The sequence below is a fragment of the Clostridium sp. M62/1 genome (assembly GCF_020736365.1).
Classification (GTDB): domain Bacteria; phylum Bacillota; class Clostridia; order Lachnospirales; family Lachnospiraceae; genus Otoolea; species Otoolea saccharolyticum_A.
In genome coordinates, this window is record NZ_CP085988.1 from 1,972,869 (window position 1) to 1,993,516 (window position 20,648).

Consider the following 20,648-nt stretch of genomic DNA (forward strand, 5'->3'; position numbering starts at 1 on the left):
ATTTCTTGTGGATTTATGATATAATGAGCGCAAGCGAGCCTGTGGGAGCTTGCTCACGCAAGGCGAGCGGCGAATGACGATCACAGGCTGTGCCTGTGATATAATGACCGCAGAGCGGTTATTATACCTGCGCATACCGGTTTCAGCATGCACTGCTGAAAGCCGGGCGCTAAATTCCGCCGGAGGCTGTCATATCCGGAGGATATGGCATAATGACCGCAGAGCGGGCATTATATCTGCACATACCTTGGAGAGAATATCATATCCAAAGGATATGTATATTGATATTAATACAGGCAGGATCCCTTACCGGCCCGAAAATTTTGGAAATTCAAGGGCTGGTCAGACGGATTCGGAAAAAAGGAGGAATGGGTATATGTGGTCGATTGGAGAAGTGAAAAGACGCGGATGGAGACAGATCGGGCTTTACTACTGGCCGGCGTTCCTGCTGCTTCTGATATTCAGCCTGGCATCGGGACTGGGAGAAGTGTTCCGGGTGGATATCGACAGCCTGATAGAGGGAATCATGGAGGGAGGCGCGTTTTACGGGATATGGGATATGGCAGCAGGGCTTTTGCTCAGCTTTGTGGCTATCTCCGGTCTGGTGGGGCTGTTAGTCAGGATCTTTGTGCTGAACCCCATGGAAGTGGGCGTATACCGGTTTTTCATGGAGAGCAGGGCGGAAGGCTTCTCCGTGGGAGTCAGCAGGATTCTGTATGCCTTCTCATCGGGCAGCTATGGAAATATCGTAAAAATCATGTTCTTTCGGGATCTGTTCCTGTTTTTGTGGACCCTTCTGCTGATTATCCCGGGAATTGTCAAATCCTTTGAATACCGGATGATCCCCTATATTCTCTCAGAAAATCCGGACGCTGACATGAGGGATGTGTTTGCACTGACGAAGGATATGATGAGAGGAAGCAAGTTCCAGCTCTTCCTGTTCGACCTCTCCTTCCTGGGCTGGTATCTGCTGGGAATCCTGGCCTGCGGAATCGGACTCTTTTTTGTGGCGCCCTATGTGAGTGCGGCGGAGGCTGAGGTCTATGCAGAGCTCAGAAACAGCGTGAGCGGATTTCCTCTCAGGGGCTTCGGGGAGAGAAACACGGATTCATCCGGCGAAACGGAAAATGAAGGCTGGGGAGGCTATGAAAACCAGGAATAGAATCAAAGCGGCCGGGACAGACCGGGCATAGGAGAAGAAACCGGGGAGCTGGAAAGACAGCCAGCTCTCTGATACAATGGAAACCGGGAAACAGAGATACACTGGAAACGGAAAAAAATAAAAACACAGAGAATCAGGAGGAATCAAAATGGCAGAGGTATACGCATTTCTTGCAGACGGACTTGAGGAGGTGGAGTGCCTGGCGGCAGTAGATGTGCTGATCCGGGGCGGCGTGGATGTGACGCTCGTATCGATTTCTGACAGGAGAGAGGTGACAGGCTCCCACGGCTTTCACATTACGGCGGACGCCGTCCTCGATGAGGTGGATCTGGACAGGCCGGATGTGTACTTTCTTCCGGGAGGAATGCCTGGAACGAAGCATCTGGGAAGCTGCGAGAAGCTGTGCAGCGCCCTGGTGAAAGCAGCGGGAGAGGGCAAGAGGCTGGCAGCCATCTGTGCAGCGCCCAGCGTGCTGGGAAGCCTCGGACTCTTAAAAGGGAAGACGGCTACCTGCTATCCAGGCTTTGAGGGCGCGCTGGGAGGCGCAGTCCATACCACCCGGGGAGTGGTGACAGACGGAATGATTACGACGGCAAGGGGGCTTGGCTATGCCCTTGATCTGGGGCTTGAGCTCCTCGGGCTTCTCACAAGCAGGGAGCATGCGGCAGAGGTGAAGGCAGCTATCCAGTACGATCAGAATCCGGATATGCTCTAACGAAAGCGGGGCAGAGCCCCCGCTTTTTCCTTTTTCCTGCCGGACAGGTGCCAGACTGCGGAAAAACGCCGGAAAATTCCTGAAAACAGATGAAAAAACTCCTGAAAAACGTGATTTTCTACTGGCGTTTACGCAATACATATGCTATAATGCTATCTTGAAGTGTAACGCCCAGATGATACGGCGGTTCACATATATTAAAGGAGGAACCCTTACAATGAGTTTACAGGTAGAAAAATTAGAAAAAAACATGGCAAAACTTACAATCGAGGTGTCCGCTGAAGAGTTCGAGAAGGCGATGAAGGCAGCTTACAATCACAATAAAACGAGATTTAACATTCCTGGCTTCAGACGCGGAAAGGCTCCGCAGGCCATGATTGAGAAAATGTACGGCGCAGGCATCTTCTATGAGGATGCAGCAAATGCAGTGATCGACATGTCCTACCCGAGAGAGCTTGAGGCATGCGAGGAGGAGATCGTTTCCTCTCCTGAGATCGAGGTAGTTCAGATTGAGAAGGGCAAGCCATTTATTTACACAGCCACTGTTGCATTAAAGCCAGAGGTGACATTAGGAGAGTACAAGGGAGTAGAGGTTGAGAAGACTGATGCCACTGTCACAGACGAGGACGTTGAGAAGGAATTAAAGAGCGTTCAGGACAGAAACTCCAGACTGGTTGCTGTTACAGACAGACCGGTTGCTGACGGAGATCAGACTGTAATCGACTTCAAGGGATACGTAGACGGAAAGGCCTTTGCAGGCGGCGAGGGCAAGGATTACCCTCTCACCATTGGTTCCCACTCCTTCATCGATACATTTGAGGAGCAGATGGTCGGCATGAACATCGGCGAGACAAAGGAGATTGAGGTAACATTCCCAACTGAGTACCACGCAAAGGATCTGGCAGGAAAGCCAGCAAAATTTGAGGTTACAGTGAAGGAGATCAAGGTAAAGGAGCTTCCTGAGTTAAACGATGAGTTTGCAAGCGAGGTTTCTGATTTCGAGACACTGGCTGAGTACAAAGAGAACTTAAAGAAGACTCTGACTGAGAGAAAAGAGAAGACAGCAGAGGCTGAGAATGAGAATAAGGTAATCGACAAGGTTACAGACAATGCTCAGATGGATATTCCGGAGGCTATGATCAAGACACGTCTTCGCAGCATGTTTGACGACTATGCAAGAAGGCTTCAGAGCCAGGGACTGGATATCAACCAGTACATGCAGTTCACAGGCATGACAAGAGAGAACATCATGGATCAGATGAAGCCGCAGGCAGTAAGACAGATCAGGACAGGCCTGGTTCTGGAGAAGGTTGCCGAGGCTGAGAAGATTGAGGTGCCAGAGGAGGATATCGACGCCGAGATCGCGAAGATGGCAGAGGCTTACAAGATGGAGGCTGACAAGTTAAAGGGCCTTTTAGGTGAGCGCGAGCTTGAGCAGATGAAGAAGGATCTGGCTGTCAAGAAGGCAGTTGAGCTTCTGGTAGCTGAGGCTAAGTTAGTATAAGCCGGCAGGCTCAGAAGGATGTCCCAGCTCGGTGACGAGCTGAGGGCTTAAGCAAAAGAAAATCAGCAGGGATTCCAAGCGCGGGAGAGCGGCAGGGCGCAGGCTTTGCCGGACTCCGGCGGGAGGATGAACAATTCCACAGGGCAGATGACACTGACAGGGAGTGCTGCAAAATAACGGTAGGAGGACGGCGGCCAGGGCTTTCTGAAAGCAGGGCCGCCGTCTGCCGGATATCGGAAGTTTCCGGCGCCCCTATGCTTTTTGTTTTTCAGGAAAATTCATGGCCTCTCCGTGCATATGCGCGGCGGGGCGCATACCTTTTTATTAGAATAGGAGGCATTATATGAGTTTAGTACCTTACGTCATTGAATCCACCAGCCGCGGCGAGCGTTCCTATGACATTTTTTCCAGACTGCTCAAGGAGCGTATCGTATTTCTGGGCGAGGAGGTAACAGACGTGTCCGCAAGTCTGATTGTGGCGCAGCTTCTGTTCCTGGAGTCTGAGGATCCCAATAAGGATATTCACCTCTACATCAACAGCCCGGGCGGTTCTGTGACGGCTGGAATGGCTATCTACGATACGATGAACTACATTAAGTGTGATGTTTCCACTATCTGCGTCGGCATGGCAGCCAGCATGGGCGCCTTCCTTCTGGCAGGAGGGGCAAAGGGAAAGAGACTGGCTCTTCCAAATGCGGAGGTTATGATTCACCAGCCGTCCGGCGGAGCCAGAGGACAGGCGACAGAGATTCAGATTGTCGCTGAGAACATTCTCAGAACGAAGAAAAAGTTAAATGAGATTCTGGCAGCCAATACAGGCCAGCCGTATGAGGTCATCGAGAGGGATACGGATCGCGACAACTATATGACAGCTGAGGAAGCGCTGAAGTATGGACTGATTGACCGTGTCATTGCAGGCCGCTGATTATGAAGAGAGAGAGTAGAGGTGGGCGAATGCCAGGCAGACAAGACGACAATATCAGATGCTCTTTCTGCGGAAAGACACAGGAGCAGGTCAGAAAGATGATCGCCGGTTCCAACGGCGTGTATATCTGTGACGACTGTATTGAGCTGTGTGCAGAGATTCTGGAGGAGGAGCTTGGAGACGCAGACAACAGGGGAGGACTTGACTTCAGCGGAATCAATCTGTTAAAGCCAAAGGAGATCAAGGAATTTCTGGATGAGTACGTGGTGGGGCAGGAGGAGGCCAAAAAGGTGCTCTCTGTGGCCGTGTATAACCACTATAAGAGAATCACTTCCCAGGGCTCCCAGGATGTGGACCTTCAGAAGAGCAATATCCTGATGCTGGGCCCGACAGGCTCAGGAAAAACGTATCTGGCCAATACCCTGGCCAAAATCTTAAATGTGCCGTTTGCCGTTGCTGACGCTACAACGCTGACTGAGGCCGGATATGTGGGCGAGGATGTGGAGAATATTCTCCTCAAGATTATCCAGGCGGCTGACTACGACATCAGCAAGGCTGAGTATGGAATCATCTATATTGACGAGATCGACAAGATCACGAAGAAATCCGAGAATGTATCCATCACCAGGGACGTTTCCGGTGAGGGTGTTCAGCAGGCGCTCTTAAAGATCCTGGAGGGAACCGTTGCCAGCGTTCCGCCTCAGGGAGGCAGAAAGCACCCGCAGCAGGAGCTTCTGCAGATTGACACGACCAACATTCTGTTCATCTGCGGCGGTGCCTTTGACGGTCTCGAGAAGATTGTGGAGAACCGTCTGGGAGCCGGTTCCATCGGCTTCGAGGTGGAGATCGCTGACAGACAGAATTCCGATATTGACGAGATGTTAGCCCAGGTGATGCCGGAGGATCTGACAAAGTTTGGACTGATCCCGGAATTTATCGGACGTGTTCCGGTGACTGTCGCGCTGAAATCGCTGAATGAGGAGGCGCTGGTGGAGATTCTCTCCAGGCCGAAAAATGCGATTGTAAAGCAGTACCAGGCCCTGTTTGACCTGGACGGCGTGAAGCTGGAATTTACAGACGATGCTCTGTATTCCATCGCCCATATGGCAGTGGAGAGAAAGACGGGGGCCAGAGGACTCAGAGCCATCATGGAATCAGTAATGATGGACATTATGTACGAAATTCCGTCTGACAGCAGCATCGGCATCTGCACGATTACGAAGGATGTGGTGGAAGGCAAATGCGGGCCGGAGATTGTATACAGAGAGAATACGGTACCCCGCAAGTCATTTGCCGGACGCTTAAAGAAGGATAAGACAGGCGAGATCGCCTAGGCTGGCGCAGAGGAAAGGCCCCCGGACTTCACGGAAGGAGGGAGCTTTTCCCTGCTCCTGCTGAGGGCCGCATCCCGCCGGGCCCTGACGGGCAGAGGGGATCTGTAGGTCATTACAGATCCCTTTTTGGCTTAGGAAAAATGCCTGTCTGAAAAATGGTCCGTTTTCTGGAAAGCATGGAATGTGCTTTTGCAGAAACCGGATAGAATACTAGGAGAATTGAATGGAAAACAGACAACTGACCATACCTGTGGTGGCGCTTCGCGGGCTGACTGTGCTGCCGCAGATGATTATTAGCTTTGATATAAGCAGGAAAAAGTCCATTGCAGCCGTGGAGAAGGCCATGGTAGGGGATCAGAAGGTGCTTCTGGTGACACAGAGAAGGACCGAGGAGATGAATCCCGGAATTGCCGATCTGTACCACATGGGAACCATCGCCATGGTAAAGCAGTTAGTCAAGCTGCCGGGCGGCGTGATCCGTGTTATGGCGGAGGGAGAAATCCGCGCTGAGCTTCTGGAGCTGAATGAGGACGGCTCCTACCTGGAGGGAGAGGCGGAGATCCGGGAAACGGATGACGAGGGAATCGGCCCGGTGGAGTCTGAGGCCATGCTGCGGATTGTGAAGGAGAAGCTGGAGGAGTATGGGAGAATCAACCAGAATGCAGCCAGGGAGGTACTTCCGAACCTTCTTGCCATCACAGAGCTTCCGGAGCTGTTAAATCAGATTGCGGTTCAGTTTCCGTGGGAATTTACGGCCAAGCAGCAGGTGCTTGACCAGGTTTACCTGAGCGCCCAGTATGAGCAGGTGGTGAGCATCCTCATGACGGAGATTGAGGTGTTCCGGGTAAAGAAGGAATTCCAGGGCAAGGTGAAGGCTGCCATTGACAAGAATCAGAGGGACTATATTCTGCGGGAACAGCTCCGGGTAATCCGGGAGGAGCTGGGGGAGGATAACCCGGTATCGGATGCAGACGAGCTGAAGGAGAAGCTTGGCACCATCCGCGCCGGAAAGGAAGTAAAGAAACGGATCGCAAAGGAAATCGAGCGTTTCAAGGGGATGCCGGGAGGAAGCCAGGACGCCAATGTTCTGAGAACCTACCTGGAAACCGTGCTGGAGCTTCCCTGGGACAAGGTGACCAGGGACAACACGGATCTGCGCCATGCGGAGGAGATCCTGAACGAGGATCACTACGGACTCGAGAAGGTGAAGGAGAGGGTGCTGGAGTATCTGGCAGTCAGAATCCTCACAAAGAAGGGGACCAGCCCAATCCTCTGTCTGGTGGGCCCGCCTGGAACGGGAAAGACCTCTATTGCCCGGTCTGTGGCCAGGGCACTGGGAAAGAAGTATGTCAGAATCAGCCTGGGAGGCGTCCACGATGAGGCGGAGATTCGCGGTCACAGAAAAACCTACGTGGGAGCCATGCCGGGACGTATCGTGGAGGGGCTCAAGCAGGCAGGGGTGAAGAACCCTCTGATGCTTCTCGATGAGATCGACAAGGTGAGCAGCGATTACAAGGGAGATACCGCCTCGGCTCTTCTGGAGGTTCTGGACAGTGAGCAGAATGTGAAGTTCCGGGATCACTACGTGGAGATCCCCATCGATCTCTCGGAGGTGCTCTTCATTGCCACTGCAAATACCACCCAGACGATCCCCGGCCCTCTTCTCGATCGAATGGAGCTTATCGAGGTAAACAGCTACACGGAGAATGAGAAATTCCACATCGGAAAAAATTATCTGATCCGAAAGCAGATGGAGCGCCACGGTCTCACAAAGGAGGAGCTGTCCATCTCAGGCTCAGCCCTGGAAAAGATTATCCACAATTACACCAGGGAGGCAGGGGTCCGCAATCTGGAACGGCGCATCGGAGACATCTGCCGGAAGGCGGCAAGGGAGATCCTGGAAGACAAGATGAACCAGAAAGCCCGGGAGAAGGCTGAGAAGCAGGCGGCAAGGGAAGCGGCCGTGACCCTGATCGAGCCTCTTGAGGAGGAAAAGGCCGAAAAGTCCCGCAGAGCGAAAAAAGCTGTGAAGGGGACACCGGAGGAGGCAGCCGGCAAAAAGACGGCTAAGGTTATCCGCGTCACAGAGAAGAACCTGGAAAAATACCTGGGCCGCGAGAAGATCCAGTATGAGGACGCCAACGACGAGGATCAGGTAGGAATTGTGAGAGGACTTGCCTGGACCAGCGTGGGAGGAGACACCCTGGAAATAGAGGTCAATGTGATGCCGGGCAAGGGAGCTCTCCAGCTCACGGGCCAGATGGGAGATGTGATGAAGGAATCCGCCCAGACTGCCCTGAGCTATGTGCGATCCGTGGCTGAGAATTACGGTATCAAGAACAGCTACTTTGAAAAGCATGATATCCACATCCACATCCCTGAGGGAGCTGTGCCCAAGGACGGCCCTTCTGCCGGAATCACCATGGCGACGGCCATGATGTCTGCAGTCACAAACCGCCTGGTATCCGCAAAGACGGCCATGACAGGAGAGGTGACGCTCAGGGGCAGGGTGCTCCCCATCGGCGGGCTGAAGGAAAAGCTCCTGGCAGCCAGAATGGCCCATATGGAGAAGGTGCTTGTACCCGCAAAGAACCGGCCGGATGTGGAGGAACTCTCTAAGGAAATTACGAAGGGAATGGAGATTGTCTTTGTAAAATCCATGGACGAGGTGCTGAAAGAGGCTTTTGCAGATTAGGATTACAGGTGAGGAGGCGGAAACGAGTATGATTATCAAAAAAGTAGATTTGGAGACGGTCTGCGGAGTGACCAGCAGGCTCCCGGCGAACACCCAGCCGGAGTTCGCCTTCGCAGGAAAGTCCAATGTGGGAAAATCCTCCCTGATCAACGCGCTGATGAACCGGAAATCCTATGCCAGAACCTCAGCGCAGCCGGGAAAGACGCAGACCATCAATTTTTACCATATTAATGACGCCCTCTATTACGTGGATCTGCCGGGATACGGCTATGCCAGGGCCAATGAGGAGGTGAAGGCCAAGTGGGGAAAGATGATTGAAAATTATCTGCACAAATCCCCCATGTTAAAATGCGTGTTCCTTCTCATTGACATCCGCCACGAGCCGTCGGAGAATGACAGGCTGATGTACAGCTGGATCCAGAACCAGGGCTACCGCCCGGTGATTATTGCCACAAAGTTAGACAAGCTGAAGAGAAGCCAGGTGCCCAAGCATGTAAAAATGGTGCGCACCGGCCTTGGCATGGGGCCGGAGGATCTGCTGATCCCGTTTTCTGCTGAGACGAAGCAGGGGAGAGAGGAGATCTGGGACTTCATTGAAAAAACTGCAGCCGGCAGGGAAGCGGCGGACCGGCAGGAGAGCCGGTAAGAGAAAAGAAGGTAAAGCCATCGGATAGAATCATAAGAACGGTCAGAACAAATGACGCCGGTTCACCAGAGCCGGTATAAGAAAAAGATGCAAAAACGGACATTCTCCGCAAGATTAACCGGAGAGATGTCCGTTTTTCAGATCCCAGGCAGGCATAGGGCCGCACCTCTTCCTTCGCTTATTCTTTTTGGCCCTTTTCCGACAGGGGCTGCGGGGAAATGGTTTCAGGCGTGAAAGTCTCCGCTTTCTCCTGAACCTTGCCGGAAGCGGCCTTGGCGCCCAGCTTTCTGGCCTGGAGACGCTTCAGCCCTGCGTATTCTTCTGCCGCCCGGTAGCCGACGGCGAGGAGCACTGCTGGGAGAAAGATGAAGAGGTAATACTTCCGCTTCATCTTTCTGTATTTCTTTTTAAACTGAACTTTGGCCCCCCTCAGATCGCCCCGGAGCAGGTCTGAAAATCGCAGAGAGGAGGCCTTTTTGGCCTGTCTGAACATGGGAAACTCCTTTCTTTTGCAGAAGTTTCAGAAAGCCGGGAAGCAGTATCGTGTTATGGGTTTACCGGCTTATCTGTCATCAGCGATTTCATGATAAAGGAATAGATTTCCTGGCTTTTGTCCTTCCAGTGGCTGCACATCATCTCGGCCTGGTCCTTGTCGGGGACGGAGACATCGAGACTTACAAGGACATTTTTGCCTTCCCGCACCTCGCAGTGAACCGTGTAGTCCTGGTGGGTGGATTTGTAAAAATCGGACACCAGCCCCACCTCATTGCGCATGCGGAACCTGTTTTCCTTCAGGTATTGATCCATGTCCTCCACAATGGCGGGGGATATGGTTTTTCCGAAAAATTCCAGCGTATCTTCGCCCTCTTTCGTGATTTCGTACCGGGTACTGTTGCGCAGGGTCTCCTGACGGATGAGGCCGGCTTCCAGAAGCTCGTTTAAGGCCTGCTGCAGGGTGAAGTAGGTGGTGTAGTCCCGGTCCAGAAAAAAGTTGGAGAGCTGGGCGTTTGTCAGAGGAAAATTTACCTGCTTGAGCATGTAGAGGTTCATCAGCTTGTATAACGTCATTGGTTCAGCTAACATGGCAAAAACTCCTTTTAAGAAAACTGATTTTCGTCAGGGCTATCGGATATGCTCCTTTACGGCTCTGCTCACAACGTCTGCCACCCTCGGATCAAAGGCAGCCGGCAGAATATTCACATCGCTTAACTCCTCGTCCGGAACGAGGGAGGCGATTGCATTTGCAGCTGCCAGTTTCATCTCCTCTGTGATAGCGGACGCCCGTCCTTCCAGGGCACCCTTGAAGATTCCGGGGAAGATCAGGACGTTGTTGACCTGGTTCGGAAAATCGGAGCGGCCTGTTCCAACCACTCTGGCTCCGGCCTCCTTTGCCAGGTCCGGCATAATCTCCGGGACCGGATTTGCCATGGCAAAAAGAATGGAGTCATGGTTCATGGAGGAAACCATCTCAGGAGTCACGATGCCGGGAGCGGACACACCTACAAAAATATCAGCGCCCTTTAAGGCATCGGCAAGGCTGCCGGTCTGCTTCTCCAGATTGGTGACCTTTGCCATCTTTTCCTGCATCCAGTTGAGGCCTTCCATGCCATCGCAGATGATACCATTTTTGTCGCAGAGGGTAACATGGACAAAGCCGTAGGTGAGAAGGAGCTTTGTGATGGCGATTCCGGCGCTGCCGGCTCCGTTTACCACAACGCGGCAGTTCTCCTTTGCCTTTCCTGTCACCTTCAGGGCATTGATGATGCCTGCCAGGACCACGATGGCCGTGCCGTGCTGATCGTCGTGGAAGACAGGGATGGAGAGGCGTTCCTTTAAGCGCTCCTCAATCTCAAAGCAGCGGGGAGCGGAGATGTCCTCCAGGTTGATGCCGCCGAAGGCCGGGGCAATGCGCACAACCGTCTCAATGATCTCCTCGGTATCCTGGGTGTCCAGGCAGATGGGGAAGGCGTTGACGCCGCCGAACTCCTTAAAGAGGACGGCCTTTCCCTCCATGACCGGCATGGCTGCGAGAGGGCCGATATTTCCCAGTCCCAGCACAGCGCTTCCGTCAGACACGACTGCCACGGTGTTTGACTTGATGGTGTATTTGTAGGCGGCCTCCGGGTTTTCGGCGATGACCTTGCACGGCTCAGCTACGCCCGGGGTATAGGCGAGAGCCAGATCCTCCCTGCTTTTTACAGCCGCCTTGGAAACGGTTTCGATTTTTCCGTTCCACTCTTCGTGGAGCTTCAGAGCTTTTTCACTGTTTGTCATGATACTATCCCTTCCTTGTGGCCGGTTCTCAGGCGAGAGCTGCCGGCCTCTGTCCTTTTTTTGTATGTTCCTATCATAGCAAGTTTATTTTCTGAAATCAAGCGGTTATCAAAAAGTCGATTTTATGTAGTGTAATTGAAGGGAAAATATGCTAAAATAGAAATCAGGCTTTTTGGGCTATTAATACTGCAGGTGATTATATGAAAGAACGAATTAACCGGCTGGCTATGGGCATCGTGGACGCGGCTCGTCCGCAGATGGTCTGGACTCCGGATGCGATAGAAGAGACAATCAGAACAAATACCACTGTAAAACGGGAGCTGTTCATCGGAAGTGAGGGCGGGGGCAGCATCAAGGGACTGGTGTATTCTACCAGCGACAGAGTCAGGATTCCGGCAGACAGCAATTCGTTTGGGGGAGTGAGAAATCACATTACCTATGAGGTGGATACCACCTTCATGAAGGCCGGAGATGAGATCGACGGGATGTTCAACCTGGTTACAAACTGCGGTGAGGTGGAGATTCCTTACGTATTTTACGTGGATCTGGCGGCCTCCGGCAGCGTGCTGAGCAGTCTGAGGACACCGGAGGACTTTGCGGCTGTGGCCAGGAAGGATGGAGATACGGCGCTGCGCCTTCTGGAGTACCCTGATTTTCTGGAGGCTCCCTTTATGCAGGATCCCCATGTGAGGGCCGTCTATGAGGGGCTTAAAGGGCACGGCAGCAGACAGAGCTTTATGGAGGAATTCCTGACAGGACTCGGGGTGAAGGAGCCCTTCGGGATTTCCTTCGACGAGGATATAAAAAAATATGATAATCTGTCCGGGCACGTTCCGGGGGAGATTGCCGTCCGGGCCAGGGGCTGGGGATATATCAGCCTGGAGGCGGAGGCTGACGGAGATTTTATCCATCTGCTGAAGAGAAATGCCACCCAGGAGGATTTTAAGGACGGAGTATGCAGGCTCCCCTATCTGATCCTGTCAGAAAACCTCCACGGCGGAAACAACTACGGGGCCATCTTTGTGACGGCCGCCGGTGAGAGGCACAGGATTGACATTGAGGTGACGGCAGGTTCGGAGAAGGCCAGAAGAAGTCTTGCCTTCCGGGAGGATTTAAAGCGCTACCTGGAGCTTCGGCTTCAGTATGAGGGCCAGTCTGTTCTGGAGGCTGACAGCGAGAGCACAGAGGGAGCTTCTGAGGCCGGAGCCCTTTCCCAGACCGGGCGCAGACAGGGGAAAAAAAGGGCGGAGCACCAGGATGAGAGGGGGACTTCCAGAAAGAGGCTGCTCTCATCCATGAGCCGTCTGCTGGATCAGATGAAGATCTCCTACGAGGATGTGTTCATCCGGCTTCTGGAGGCAGAGTGTCTGCTGCTTTCCGGAAGGAAGGATCGGGCGGCAGCCCTTCTCGACGCGGTGAGGGAGCAGGCTCTCGCAGAGCGGGATGAGAAGGTGATGAATTACTGCCTGTTCCAGTACCTGCAGGTGACGGTCTCCGGTGATGAAAACCAGAGGGAGTCCTTCCTGCGCCTTCTGCGCCGCTATTTTGCAGGAGAGCAGGGAAATTTCTATTTCTATATGATGATGCTCAGGCTCGATCCGGGGCTTGCGGAAAATCCGGCTACGGTCTACGCCGATCTGCGCAGGCAGTTTCGGGAGGGGGCGGCGAGCCCGTTTCTGTTTCTGGAGGCCTGCCGGATCCTGTCCGGGGAACCGGGCTTCCTGAAGGAGATGGAAGCCTTCGAGTCCCATGTGATCTACTTTGGGGCGAAGAGAGGGCTGCTGACAGAGGAGCTGGCTCTGTCGGCTGCCAGACTCCTGGACAGGGAGAAGGAGTACAGACCCTTCGGCCTTAAAATACTGACGGCACTGTACAGCCATTTTGCCCATCCGCAGATTCTGGCGTCTGTCTGCTCCATGCTCATACGCGGCAACAAGAGAGACGGCAGGTATTTTGAGTGGTATGAGAAGGGGGTGGAGGAGGGACTCACTCTCACAAGACTTTACGAGTACTACCTCTACTCCATGCCTGAGGACTATGGAAGACTTCTGCCGAGGGAGATGCTTCTCTATTTCTCATACGGAAATGAACTGGATGCTGAGGGCAGGGCAAAGCTCTACCGGAATATTCTGGAATTTTCCGGCCAGGAGGATTCTGTGTTCCGCCTCTATGAGAGAACCATAGAGAAATTTGCCCTCTCTCAGCTTTTTGAGGGAAAGATAAACGAGAACCTGGCTTACATTTACCGGCGGATGATCTATCTGGATGTGGTGGATCGGCAGCTGGCAGGAGTGCTCCCCTCTGTGCTGAAATCCAGAAAGGTGACGGTGAAGGATGAGGCAATCCGGTATGTGGTGGTGCGCCATGAGGAGCTGACCACAGAGGATGCCTACCCCCTGGACAGAGGAACTGCCTATGTGCCGCTGTTTTCTGACCGGGATATCCTGATGTTCCAGGACGGGGCCGGAAACCGCTTTATGAGTACGCCTTATGCGGCAGAGGCGGCCATGGAGGAAGAGGAGCTGATCAGAAGATGCTTTGAAGTGTATCCGGAGCACCCGATCCTGCTCTTGAACGCCTGTCAGAAGGTGATGGAGAGCGCTGAGAGGGAGAAGGAAAAAGAGGACGGGGACGGGAAACAGGCAGAGGAACGGGGAAAGAGAGAGGCAGGCGGGATGGGAGAGTCGGAGGCCCAGGTGCTTTTGAGGGCGCTCTCAGAGCCGGCGCTTCATCCAATATACAGGAAAAAGATTCTGTCTGTTCTGACGCGGTACTATGTCCGGTGCGCTCTGCCGGGAGAGCTGGGAAACAGAGAGCCCGCGATTTCCTTCCTGCTGTCTGTGGACAAGGATTCCATGAGCGGCACAGAGAGGGCCCGGGTGATGAAGGCCCTGATCTCCCAGGGCTATTATACAGAGGCCTATGACATGGTCTGCCGCTATGGGAGCGAGGAGATGGGAACTAAGGAGCTCAGGGAGCTGGTCATCAAGATGCTCCTGGATTCCCTGCTCAGGGAGGATCAGAGGCTTTTGAGCCTTTCCTTCCAGGTGTTCCTTGCAGGACAGGCGGAGAGCACGATTCTGGATTACCTGTGCGAATATTTTAACGGGACAGTGGATCAGATGTTTAACATTCTGCTTGCCGGAATCCGCGAGCAGGTGGACACGGCTGACATGGAGGAGAGACTCCTGTGCCAGATGCTGTTTACCGGCTGCACGGAGAAGATGGACCGGGTGTTCGATCTCTATGCCTCCAGGAAAAAGACGAAGGAACTGATTGTCAGGGCCTATTTCACGGTAAAGTGCATTGAGTATTTCATAGAAGAGAAGCCGGCCCAGGACAAGGTATTTGCCTATCTGGAAGGCGCGATCTACAACAGCTCAGACAGGGAGAAGATCCCGGATATTTATCTGCTGGCGCTGACGAAGTATTATTCGGCGCTGCCTGCTCTGACAAAGGAGCAGAGGGAGCTGTGCCAGAGTGTGACGGCTGTGCTTCTGGAATCGGGGATGGAGTTTGCCTATTTTAAGGAGCTTTCCCGCTTTGCCCCTGTTCCTCTGAGGCTTCTGGACAAGGAGATCATTGAGTACCATGGGGAAAAGGATTCTGCTCCTGTGCTTAAGGTGAGGGTGCTGCCCGAGGAGCAGGATTTCTCCTGTGAGGAGCTTAAGGAGGTATACAAGGGAATTTATATCCGTGAAAAGGTAGTGTTCGAGGGAGAGGTTCTGGAATACCAGATTTACAGAAACAGAGACGACAAAGAGCCTGCTGTCTGCGGCACCATCGAGCGGAGAGAGCCTCCGGTAAAGATGCAGGATACCAGGTTTGCCCTTCTTAATGAGATGAGCTTAAGCTATGATGTAAAGAATGAGAACACGCTCAGAGAGCAGATGGAGCGCTATCTGGTGAGAGATGCCTCTGTGGCAGAGCTGTTTGGCGTGATATAGGAGAACGGAGAAAGGAACTTTTAGATGGACGGACTTGTACTTGGAATTGACCTGTGCGATGCATACGCATCCATAACGGCTGCGGAGCCTGAGCGGACCTGGACTGTCAGGACGGCTGTCTGCAAGAACAGGCAGACGGATGAGTGGTATGTAGGCGAGGAAGCCTCGGTCCGGGCCATGGCGGGAGACCCTTCTGCAGACAGACTGCTGACCAGGCTCATGAAGGATGAAAAGACGGAGATGGGCGGGCAGGAATTTTCCGGTCTGGAGCTTCTCAAACGGTTTTTAAAGGAAATCGTGGAAATCCCCAGGAAGGCCATGGAGGAGGAACAGATAAGCCAGCTTGTCATCACCCTCAGAAAGACGGAGGTAAAGCTGATGGACAGCCTTCTCTACTGCGCCGATTATTTGGAGATCCCGAGAAACCGTGTCCACATTATCAGCCATACGGAGAGCTTCGTCTACTATGTGATGAGCCAGAAGAGGGATGTGTGGAGCAATCAGGTGGGAATGTTCGAGCTCTCCGAGGGCTGCGCCAGATATTATGAGCTGAAGACCCAGAGAGGCTCCAGACAGATGATTGTGACGGCTGACAGCGAGATGCTTCAGGAGGAGATTACCATGGAGTACCTGGCGAGGCCCGAGGGGGCAGCCTCAGAGGATCAGTTCCTGGCCGCCTGTGCAGACCGGATTCTCGATAAAAGACTGTTCTCAGCCATTATCCTGACGGGCAGCGGCTTTGCCACTACCGACTGGGCAGACAGCTTCATGAAGAAGGTCTGCAAAAGAAGGCGTGTATTTGCGGAATTCGGCCTGTTTTCTAAGGGAGCGGCCTACAGGGCTTCGGATTATCTGAAGGAGAAGACAGCTTATCCCTTTATCTGCGTCTGCGAGGGGAGACTCAGGTACACGGTATCTATGCGGGTGGTGAGCCGCGGCAGGGATATCAACCTGGTTTTGGCTGCCGCAGGGGACAACTGGTATGAGGCCAGAAGCACCGTGGAGCTGATCGCGGACGGAGAGGACAGCCTGGAATTTACCATTTCCTCCCTGGAACAGAGGAAAAGACGGACAGTCTCTGTAGAGCTTACCGATTTTCCAAAGCGGGAGAACAAGACAAACAGGATTCAGGTGACAATCGGTTTTTCCGATGAGAATACAATGATCATTATGGCGAAGGATAAGGGCTTTGGAGAGCTGTTCCCCGCCACGAAAGCGATGGTAAGACAAGAGGTTATACTATGAGTTTGATACTGTGCAGACAGGAGGAGGTAAAAAATCCTCTTTACATTGAGGCGCTGGGCATCCATATCTGGTCTTCCCAGGAGCTCTGCTATGTCATTTACAATTATCCGCTTCTGGCCATGGATCATTTGCTGGATGACAGCCTGACGGAGTTCATCGAGAAGGAGCTCCAGATGACGGTTCTCTCCGTAAAAATTCAGAACGGTCTGCGAAACGGGGAGGATAGGGATGAGCTGATCTTCATGATCCTGGAGGAGTGCCGCTACTATGACACAAAGGAAATTACGGCCTTCCGGCAGAAGATTGCCACCTACCGGGGCATGGGGCCGTTTGAGTTTGCAAAGGTAACGGCTGACTACTATTACAGCCTGCGCCAGTATGGGACGGCACTGAGCTGCTATGAAAAGCTCCTGGACGATCGGAGAAATACGGCGGCAGATGACGAGTTTCTGGGGCGTGTCTGGAACAACATCGGAGCCTGCTACGCAGGGCTGTTCTGGTTTGACAAGGCCATGCAGGCCTATGAGATGTCCTGGATTTACAGAAAAGACCAGGACACGGTGAGAAGGATGTATTATCTGACTCTGATGGATCCAAAGCTCAAGGTAAAGGAACGGTTCGGCGGCGTCCTTCTGGAGGAAAAAAAGGACGAGTGGAAGGAGGCCTTCGACGAGACGGTCTCAAGGGCCGGAAAATCGGAGGGAGTCCGCCGGGTGGAGGAGATGTTCAACCAGGATGAAAAAAGCCGCAGGCAGGCGTCAGGGGAGCTTCTGTCCAGGTGGAAATCAGGATACAGGACCATGATTTAGAAAAGCAGGCTCTGAGGAATCCGGAAAGGATCGCTCAGGGCCTGCTGTATTTTGGAAATTCGGGGCAGAAGGAGAAAGGGCTACCGGGACACCAGATGGCCGATATTCTTGATCAGCACAGAGATGGTTCCGTCCGGGTTTGTGATAAACTCCACACGGTCCGGATTCTGGTATTCCTCCATGGGAATCGTGATCTCGATGCCCGTATCGGTGGTCAGGCGCTGGCTTTTGAACTTTTTGACAGTCTGCTCGTTTTTGGGCTGTACGGTTTCGTAGGACAGATTGTACTTCTCCATCTTTTCATCGAAGGCCTCCTGCATTTCCGGGCTGTCCGGAAATACCTTCTCCCGGAGGGACTCTACCTTGAGTGCGCCCTCCTCCTCCAGCTCCTTGTAGATCACGTTTTTAATTTCCATTTTCCGTTCGGCATCGTCGTCGCCGTAGTATTTCCGGTTTACCTGATCCACAGCCTTCGTTACGAGATCCAGCTTGGATTTCTGGGACAGGGGGGCGTGGCATTCCAGATACAGTTCAGAAAAATACAGGCGTTTTTCCCCGTTGACCTCATATTTTTTTTCCGTTACGAGAAGCTCGCCTGTCCCCAGGTTTACGGCAAAGGCCTCAGAGAGCTTCTGGCCCTGTCCCGGCAGGAGAGCCCGCTGAAGGATAATGCTGTTGCTGTTCTTTCCCTCCTTTTCACTGGTCAGGTGAGTGTAGGAGGTTTTATAATTCATCTTCAGGAAGGCCAGATAGTCGCTGCCGGAAGCAGAAAACACCACCACAGCCAGATCCGCCGGAGGAATGTCGATATTGGCATTCATAATGTCATAGAGAAGCTCTGCCAGACGTTTGCTTGTCTCCACAAAGTTTTCCGGCGTACACTGTTCAAGCAGCTTTTTGACCTCAGAGCCCTCTCCGAAGCGGCAGTGCTTCACATCGTCGCTCTCCGTAAATTTTTCGATATGAGCCTTCAAAAAATCTGAGAGATCCCCCGACAGATCAATGGGACAGTCGGAGAGGACAGGGACTCCCACACTGGAATCCAATATATGTACAATTCCAAGTTTCATAATCATGTCTTCTGCTTTCATATGATTCCTCCAGATTAAAACGTAAAGCCAGTCTGAGCTGTGTCCGAATTATGCGGACAGGCAGGATGCAGACCTGGTAAAATTCTCATTGTATTATAGCGGAACCGGCAAAAAAATTCAAATAGTAATGGATAAAGGCTGCGGGGCAGAGGATAGGGGAAGGGGGAAGGAGGAAAAGAGAGAGGCGGAATGGCAAGAAGAAGGAAAAAAGAACTCCCGCCTGGGAAGAGACTGTTCTGTCTCAGGCGGAAGTTTTTGCAGAGGCTGATGTCATAAAACTCAGCAGCTTGCAGCTTTATGACATAGCACCTTCAGAGGGCTGGACTGCAGAGCCGGCAGCTGTCCCGGAACCTTCCGGGGCAGCTGCCGGTGCCTCAGGGACGGAAGGGGTGGTGATGCTTCGGATTTCCGTTACACTGCGGACATTTCCATCCTCGGAATAGGAAAATTCCAGCTGTGTGCCGGGCTGCATAAACGGAAGTCTTTCGTTTACATCGATAAATGCAGTGTACACATGGGAGTCGCCCTCAAGGGTGAAGTAGTAGCAGGTGCTTCCGGAAACAACAGCGTCTGCCACGGCGGCTACGGTTCCGGAGATCTCTGTGCTCTCCGTTTCCTCGGGAAGCTCCACATCCTCAAGATTCAGCGCCTTTCTGTAATTGCTCTTGGCTTCATCGATAGTCTGCCCGGTGCCTACGATCTGGTACTGTTCGACATCTACGAAGGCGTACATCTTCACAAGCCCTGCGTTGTCCTTCAGGGAGATAAAGTAGGTAGGCCGGTCGGAAACATTTAAGAGCAGAGGGAAGGTAGCCGTGTAGTTCAGATGCTGAACCTGTCCCTGGGCTGAGGCCATGGCCGAGGTTTCTGTGGCTCCGGGCACGGTGTAAAATTTCGTTTCCTTCGTGCGGCAGTTGACGAGGACGAAGCCGATATTGGACTCGTCGGCGGTAACAGAGCTCATGCCTGTATAGAGATAGACATCGTCGTTGATTGCCATATAGTTGTAGCCATAGGTAGTGCGGCGCACATCCTTCTGTCCGAAAATGGAATTCAGATAGCCGTGCTGGAATTTTCCATTGTCATCCAGCTGTGCGATCAGAAGATCCGCATAGTAGAGCTGATCGACCCACTGGGGAACCTCCTCCTTCGGGTACCAGACGCTCTCGCCTGTAACAGCATTGACCATGACAGCACCGTTAATATCCTTGCCGTCCCACCAGCCGATGCGGTAGGAGATGGTCGGCGCGATCCAGTAGGGGGTTCCGCTGTCGTCAATCTCGAAGGAAACGGTCTCGAATATCTTCGTCGGATAGTTGAAGCGGATGTAGCGGTAGATATTGCGGAAGAAATATTCACTTGGGGAATATTTCATGCCGCTGTCCAGCCACACCAGGTTGGTCTCCTGGGTCACCATGTCAACGGTCAGGTAGGCCGGCAGTCCCTCCTGGTGGTTAAACAGCCATTTGATGGGATCTGCATACCGGAGAGGCGTCACGCGGTAGGGAGCGCCATTATAATTGATCTGGGTGTAATCGTTCTGAATCTCAAACTGGGAGACTAACTCCGTCATCTCACCCAGCTTTCTGCTTCCCAGACGGGAGGCAGTATCCTTGTCCACCACCGGAATCTGGGACATGTTCAACTCAGCCACATCCTCGGCGAAGTCACCATTTTCAATGGTAATCAGGTCGCGGTACCTTGTGGCATTGAAAAACTGGATGCCTAAAAGGGAAGCGACAGTCATAAAAATGATGATGATGCCGATGGCAATAAAGCCGTACTTCAGAGGCCTTCCCATATTGACGCGGCTTTTTTTTCCGCTGTTTTTGCGGAACACAAACTGGCCGGTGGTCTCATCCCTGACCATCTCCACTCCGCGGCCGGAGCCGAGGGTCTGAAGAAAATCCTTCATATAGGAAAGAAAGTTGACCACAAGAACGATCAGAATGCAGAGGATAAGGAAGATAAAGAAATTCTTATCCTTTGGGTTAATTGCCGGAAGCATGGAATAAAACAGCAGAAAGATAAGCACTGCTGATATGAGAATCCTGACAATGATTGATGAAACATTTCTGGTTTTCATAAAGTCCTCCTTTATATATGTAGAAACTATTGTATCATTTACAGGGAGAAAATCAAGGATACGGAGGGAACTTAATGGAAAATTAATGGAATTGAGGATGAAATGCTGCGGATTTTTATAAGACGTCAGGAAAAATGAAAAATACAGGAGGAAGAGGAGGAAAGAATAGCATATCCGAAGGAGATGGTATAATAGCGAGGAAAGCGCATGCCATG

The 20,648-nt window shown here is 52.6% G+C and carries 15 protein-coding genes; 10 read left to right on the forward strand and 5 right to left on the reverse strand.

What is annotated here, in order from left to right:
* Positions 1-376: 376 nt before the first annotated feature.
* The 7 genes from LK436_RS09285 to yihA all read left to right on the forward strand — a co-directional run bounded on the left by LK436_RS09285 (position 377) and on the right by yihA (position 8,981).
* Positions 377-1,162 carry a DUF975 family protein gene (locus tag LK436_RS09285; RefSeq protein WP_227910020.1) on the forward strand — a complete coding sequence of 262 codons (786 nt, stop codon included), beginning with the start codon at positions 377-379 and terminating at the stop codon, positions 1,160-1,162.
* A gap of 148 nt (positions 1,163-1,310) precedes the next feature.
* On the forward strand, positions 1,311-1,877 hold the full coding sequence (locus LK436_RS09290; RefSeq protein WP_008397805.1) for a DJ-1 family glyoxalase III: 567 nt from the start codon (positions 1,311-1,313) through the stop codon (positions 1,875-1,877).
* A 217-nt stretch (positions 1,878-2,094) separates the two neighbouring features.
* Complete coding sequence (gene tig, locus LK436_RS09295; RefSeq protein ID WP_015574844.1) at positions 2,095-3,381, forward strand: trigger factor; 1,287 nt, start codon at positions 2,095-2,097, stop codon at positions 3,379-3,381.
* A gap of 343 nt (positions 3,382-3,724) precedes the next feature.
* Positions 3,725-4,306, forward strand: a complete 582-nt coding sequence (clpP, locus tag LK436_RS09300) for an ATP-dependent Clp endopeptidase proteolytic subunit ClpP (RefSeq protein ID WP_008397808.1) — start codon at positions 3,725-3,727, stop codon at positions 4,304-4,306.
* A 29-nt stretch (positions 4,307-4,335) separates the two neighbouring features.
* A complete protein-coding gene (gene clpX, locus LK436_RS09305) occupies positions 4,336-5,640 on the forward strand; it encodes an ATP-dependent Clp protease ATP-binding subunit ClpX (protein WP_015574845.1) in 1,305 nt (434 codons plus the stop codon).
* 223 nt (positions 5,641-5,863) lie between these two features.
* Positions 5,864-8,335 carry an endopeptidase La gene (gene lon, locus LK436_RS09310; protein WP_008397812.1) on the forward strand — a complete coding sequence of 824 codons (2,472 nt, stop codon included), beginning with the start codon at positions 5,864-5,866 and terminating at the stop codon, positions 8,333-8,335.
* 28 nt (positions 8,336-8,363) lie between these two features.
* Complete coding sequence (gene yihA, locus LK436_RS09315) at positions 8,364-8,981, forward strand: ribosome biogenesis GTP-binding protein YihA/YsxC (RefSeq protein ID WP_044931309.1); 618 nt, start codon at positions 8,364-8,366, stop codon at positions 8,979-8,981.
* A gap of 178 nt (positions 8,982-9,159) precedes the next feature.
* On the opposite strand, the gene LK436_RS09320 is transcribed toward yihA, so the two are convergent.
* The 3 genes from LK436_RS09320 to LK436_RS09330 are packed head-to-tail and all read right to left on the reverse strand — an operon-like array spanning position 9,160 to position 11,255.
* On the reverse strand, positions 9,160-9,474 hold the full coding sequence (locus LK436_RS09320; RefSeq protein WP_008397817.1) for a hypothetical protein: 315 nt from the start codon (positions 9,472-9,474) through the stop codon (positions 9,160-9,162).
* Positions 9,475-9,527: 53 nt separating this feature from the next.
* Positions 9,528-10,064, reverse strand: a complete 537-nt coding sequence (locus LK436_RS09325; protein WP_008397819.1) for a DUF4364 family protein — start codon at positions 10,062-10,064, stop codon at positions 9,528-9,530.
* Positions 10,065-10,103: 39 nt separating this feature from the next.
* The gene (locus tag LK436_RS09330; protein ID WP_008397820.1) at positions 10,104-11,255 is read right to left on the reverse strand and encodes an NAD(P)-dependent malic enzyme; all 1,152 of its coding nucleotides are present in this window, start codon (positions 11,253-11,255) and stop codon (positions 10,104-10,106) included.
* A 200-nt stretch (positions 11,256-11,455) separates the two neighbouring features.
* On the opposite strand from LK436_RS09330, the gene LK436_RS09335 reads away from it, so the two are divergent.
* Genes LK436_RS09335 through LK436_RS09345 form a run of 3 tightly spaced genes read left to right on the forward strand, consistent with a single transcriptional unit; the run spans position 11,456 to position 17,256 of the window.
* Positions 11,456-15,202 (forward strand): DUF5717 family protein, encoded by a 3,747-nt coding sequence (locus tag LK436_RS09335; RefSeq protein WP_008397821.1) that lies wholly within the window; start codon positions 11,456-11,458, stop codon positions 15,200-15,202.
* Between the two features lie 24 nt (positions 15,203-15,226).
* A complete protein-coding gene (locus tag LK436_RS09340) occupies positions 15,227-16,447 on the forward strand; it encodes a DUF5716 family protein (protein WP_008397822.1) in 1,221 nt (406 codons plus the stop codon).
* A complete protein-coding gene (locus tag LK436_RS09345; protein WP_008397823.1) occupies positions 16,444-17,256 on the forward strand; it encodes a hypothetical protein in 813 nt (270 codons plus the stop codon). Before LK436_RS09340 ends, LK436_RS09345 begins: the two co-directional genes overlap by 4 nt.
* Positions 17,257-17,336: 80 nt before the next feature.
* Here the strand turns inward: LK436_RS09345 and LK436_RS09350 are convergent, their stop codons facing one another.
* Entirely contained in the window at positions 17,337-18,347 is a 1,011-nt protein-coding gene (locus LK436_RS09350) for a nucleoid-associated protein (protein ID WP_008397824.1), read from the reverse strand.
* A 295-nt stretch (positions 18,348-18,642) separates the two neighbouring features.
* Positions 18,643-20,433 (reverse strand): CvpA family protein, encoded by a 1,791-nt coding sequence (locus LK436_RS09355; RefSeq protein ID WP_227910022.1) that lies wholly within the window; start codon positions 20,431-20,433, stop codon positions 18,643-18,645.
* Between the last annotated feature and the right edge of the window lie 215 nt (positions 20,434-20,648).

Coding starts and splice junctions, on each gene's coding strand:
- LK436_RS09320 (WP_008397817.1), bottom strand. CDS start 9,474: ATGTTCAGACAGGCCAAAAAGGCCTCCTCTCTGCGATTTTCAGACCTG.
- LK436_RS09335 (WP_008397821.1), top strand. CDS start 11,456: ATGAAAGAACGAATTAACCGGCTGGCTATGGGCATCGTGGACGCGGCT.
- LK436_RS09350 (WP_008397824.1), bottom strand. CDS start 18,347: ATGAAAGCAGAAGACATGATTATGAAACTTGGAATTGTACATATATTG.
- LK436_RS09285 (WP_227910020.1), top strand. CDS start 377: ATGTGGTCGATTGGAGAAGTGAAAAGACGCGGATGGAGACAGATCGGG.
- LK436_RS09345 (WP_008397823.1), top strand. CDS start 16,444: ATGAGTTTGATACTGTGCAGACAGGAGGAGGTAAAAAATCCTCTTTAC.
- clpX (WP_015574845.1), top strand. CDS start 4,336: ATGCCAGGCAGACAAGACGACAATATCAGATGCTCTTTCTGCGGAAAG.
- LK436_RS09330 (WP_008397820.1), bottom strand. CDS start 11,255: ATGACAAACAGTGAAAAAGCTCTGAAGCTCCACGAAGAGTGGAACGGA.
- LK436_RS09325 (WP_008397819.1), bottom strand. CDS start 10,064: ATGTTAGCTGAACCAATGACGTTATACAAGCTGATGAACCTCTACATG.
- clpP (WP_008397808.1), top strand. CDS start 3,725: ATGAGTTTAGTACCTTACGTCATTGAATCCACCAGCCGCGGCGAGCGT.
- LK436_RS09355 (WP_227910022.1), bottom strand. CDS start 20,433: ATGAAAACCAGAAATGTTTCATCAATCATTGTCAGGATTCTCATATCA.
- lon (WP_008397812.1), top strand. CDS start 5,864: ATGGAAAACAGACAACTGACCATACCTGTGGTGGCGCTTCGCGGGCTG.
- tig (WP_015574844.1), top strand. CDS start 2,095: ATGAGTTTACAGGTAGAAAAATTAGAAAAAAACATGGCAAAACTTACA.
- LK436_RS09340 (WP_008397822.1), top strand. CDS start 15,227: ATGGACGGACTTGTACTTGGAATTGACCTGTGCGATGCATACGCATCC.
- LK436_RS09290 (WP_008397805.1), top strand. CDS start 1,311: ATGGCAGAGGTATACGCATTTCTTGCAGACGGACTTGAGGAGGTGGAG.
- yihA (WP_044931309.1), top strand. CDS start 8,364: ATGATTATCAAAAAAGTAGATTTGGAGACGGTCTGCGGAGTGACCAGC.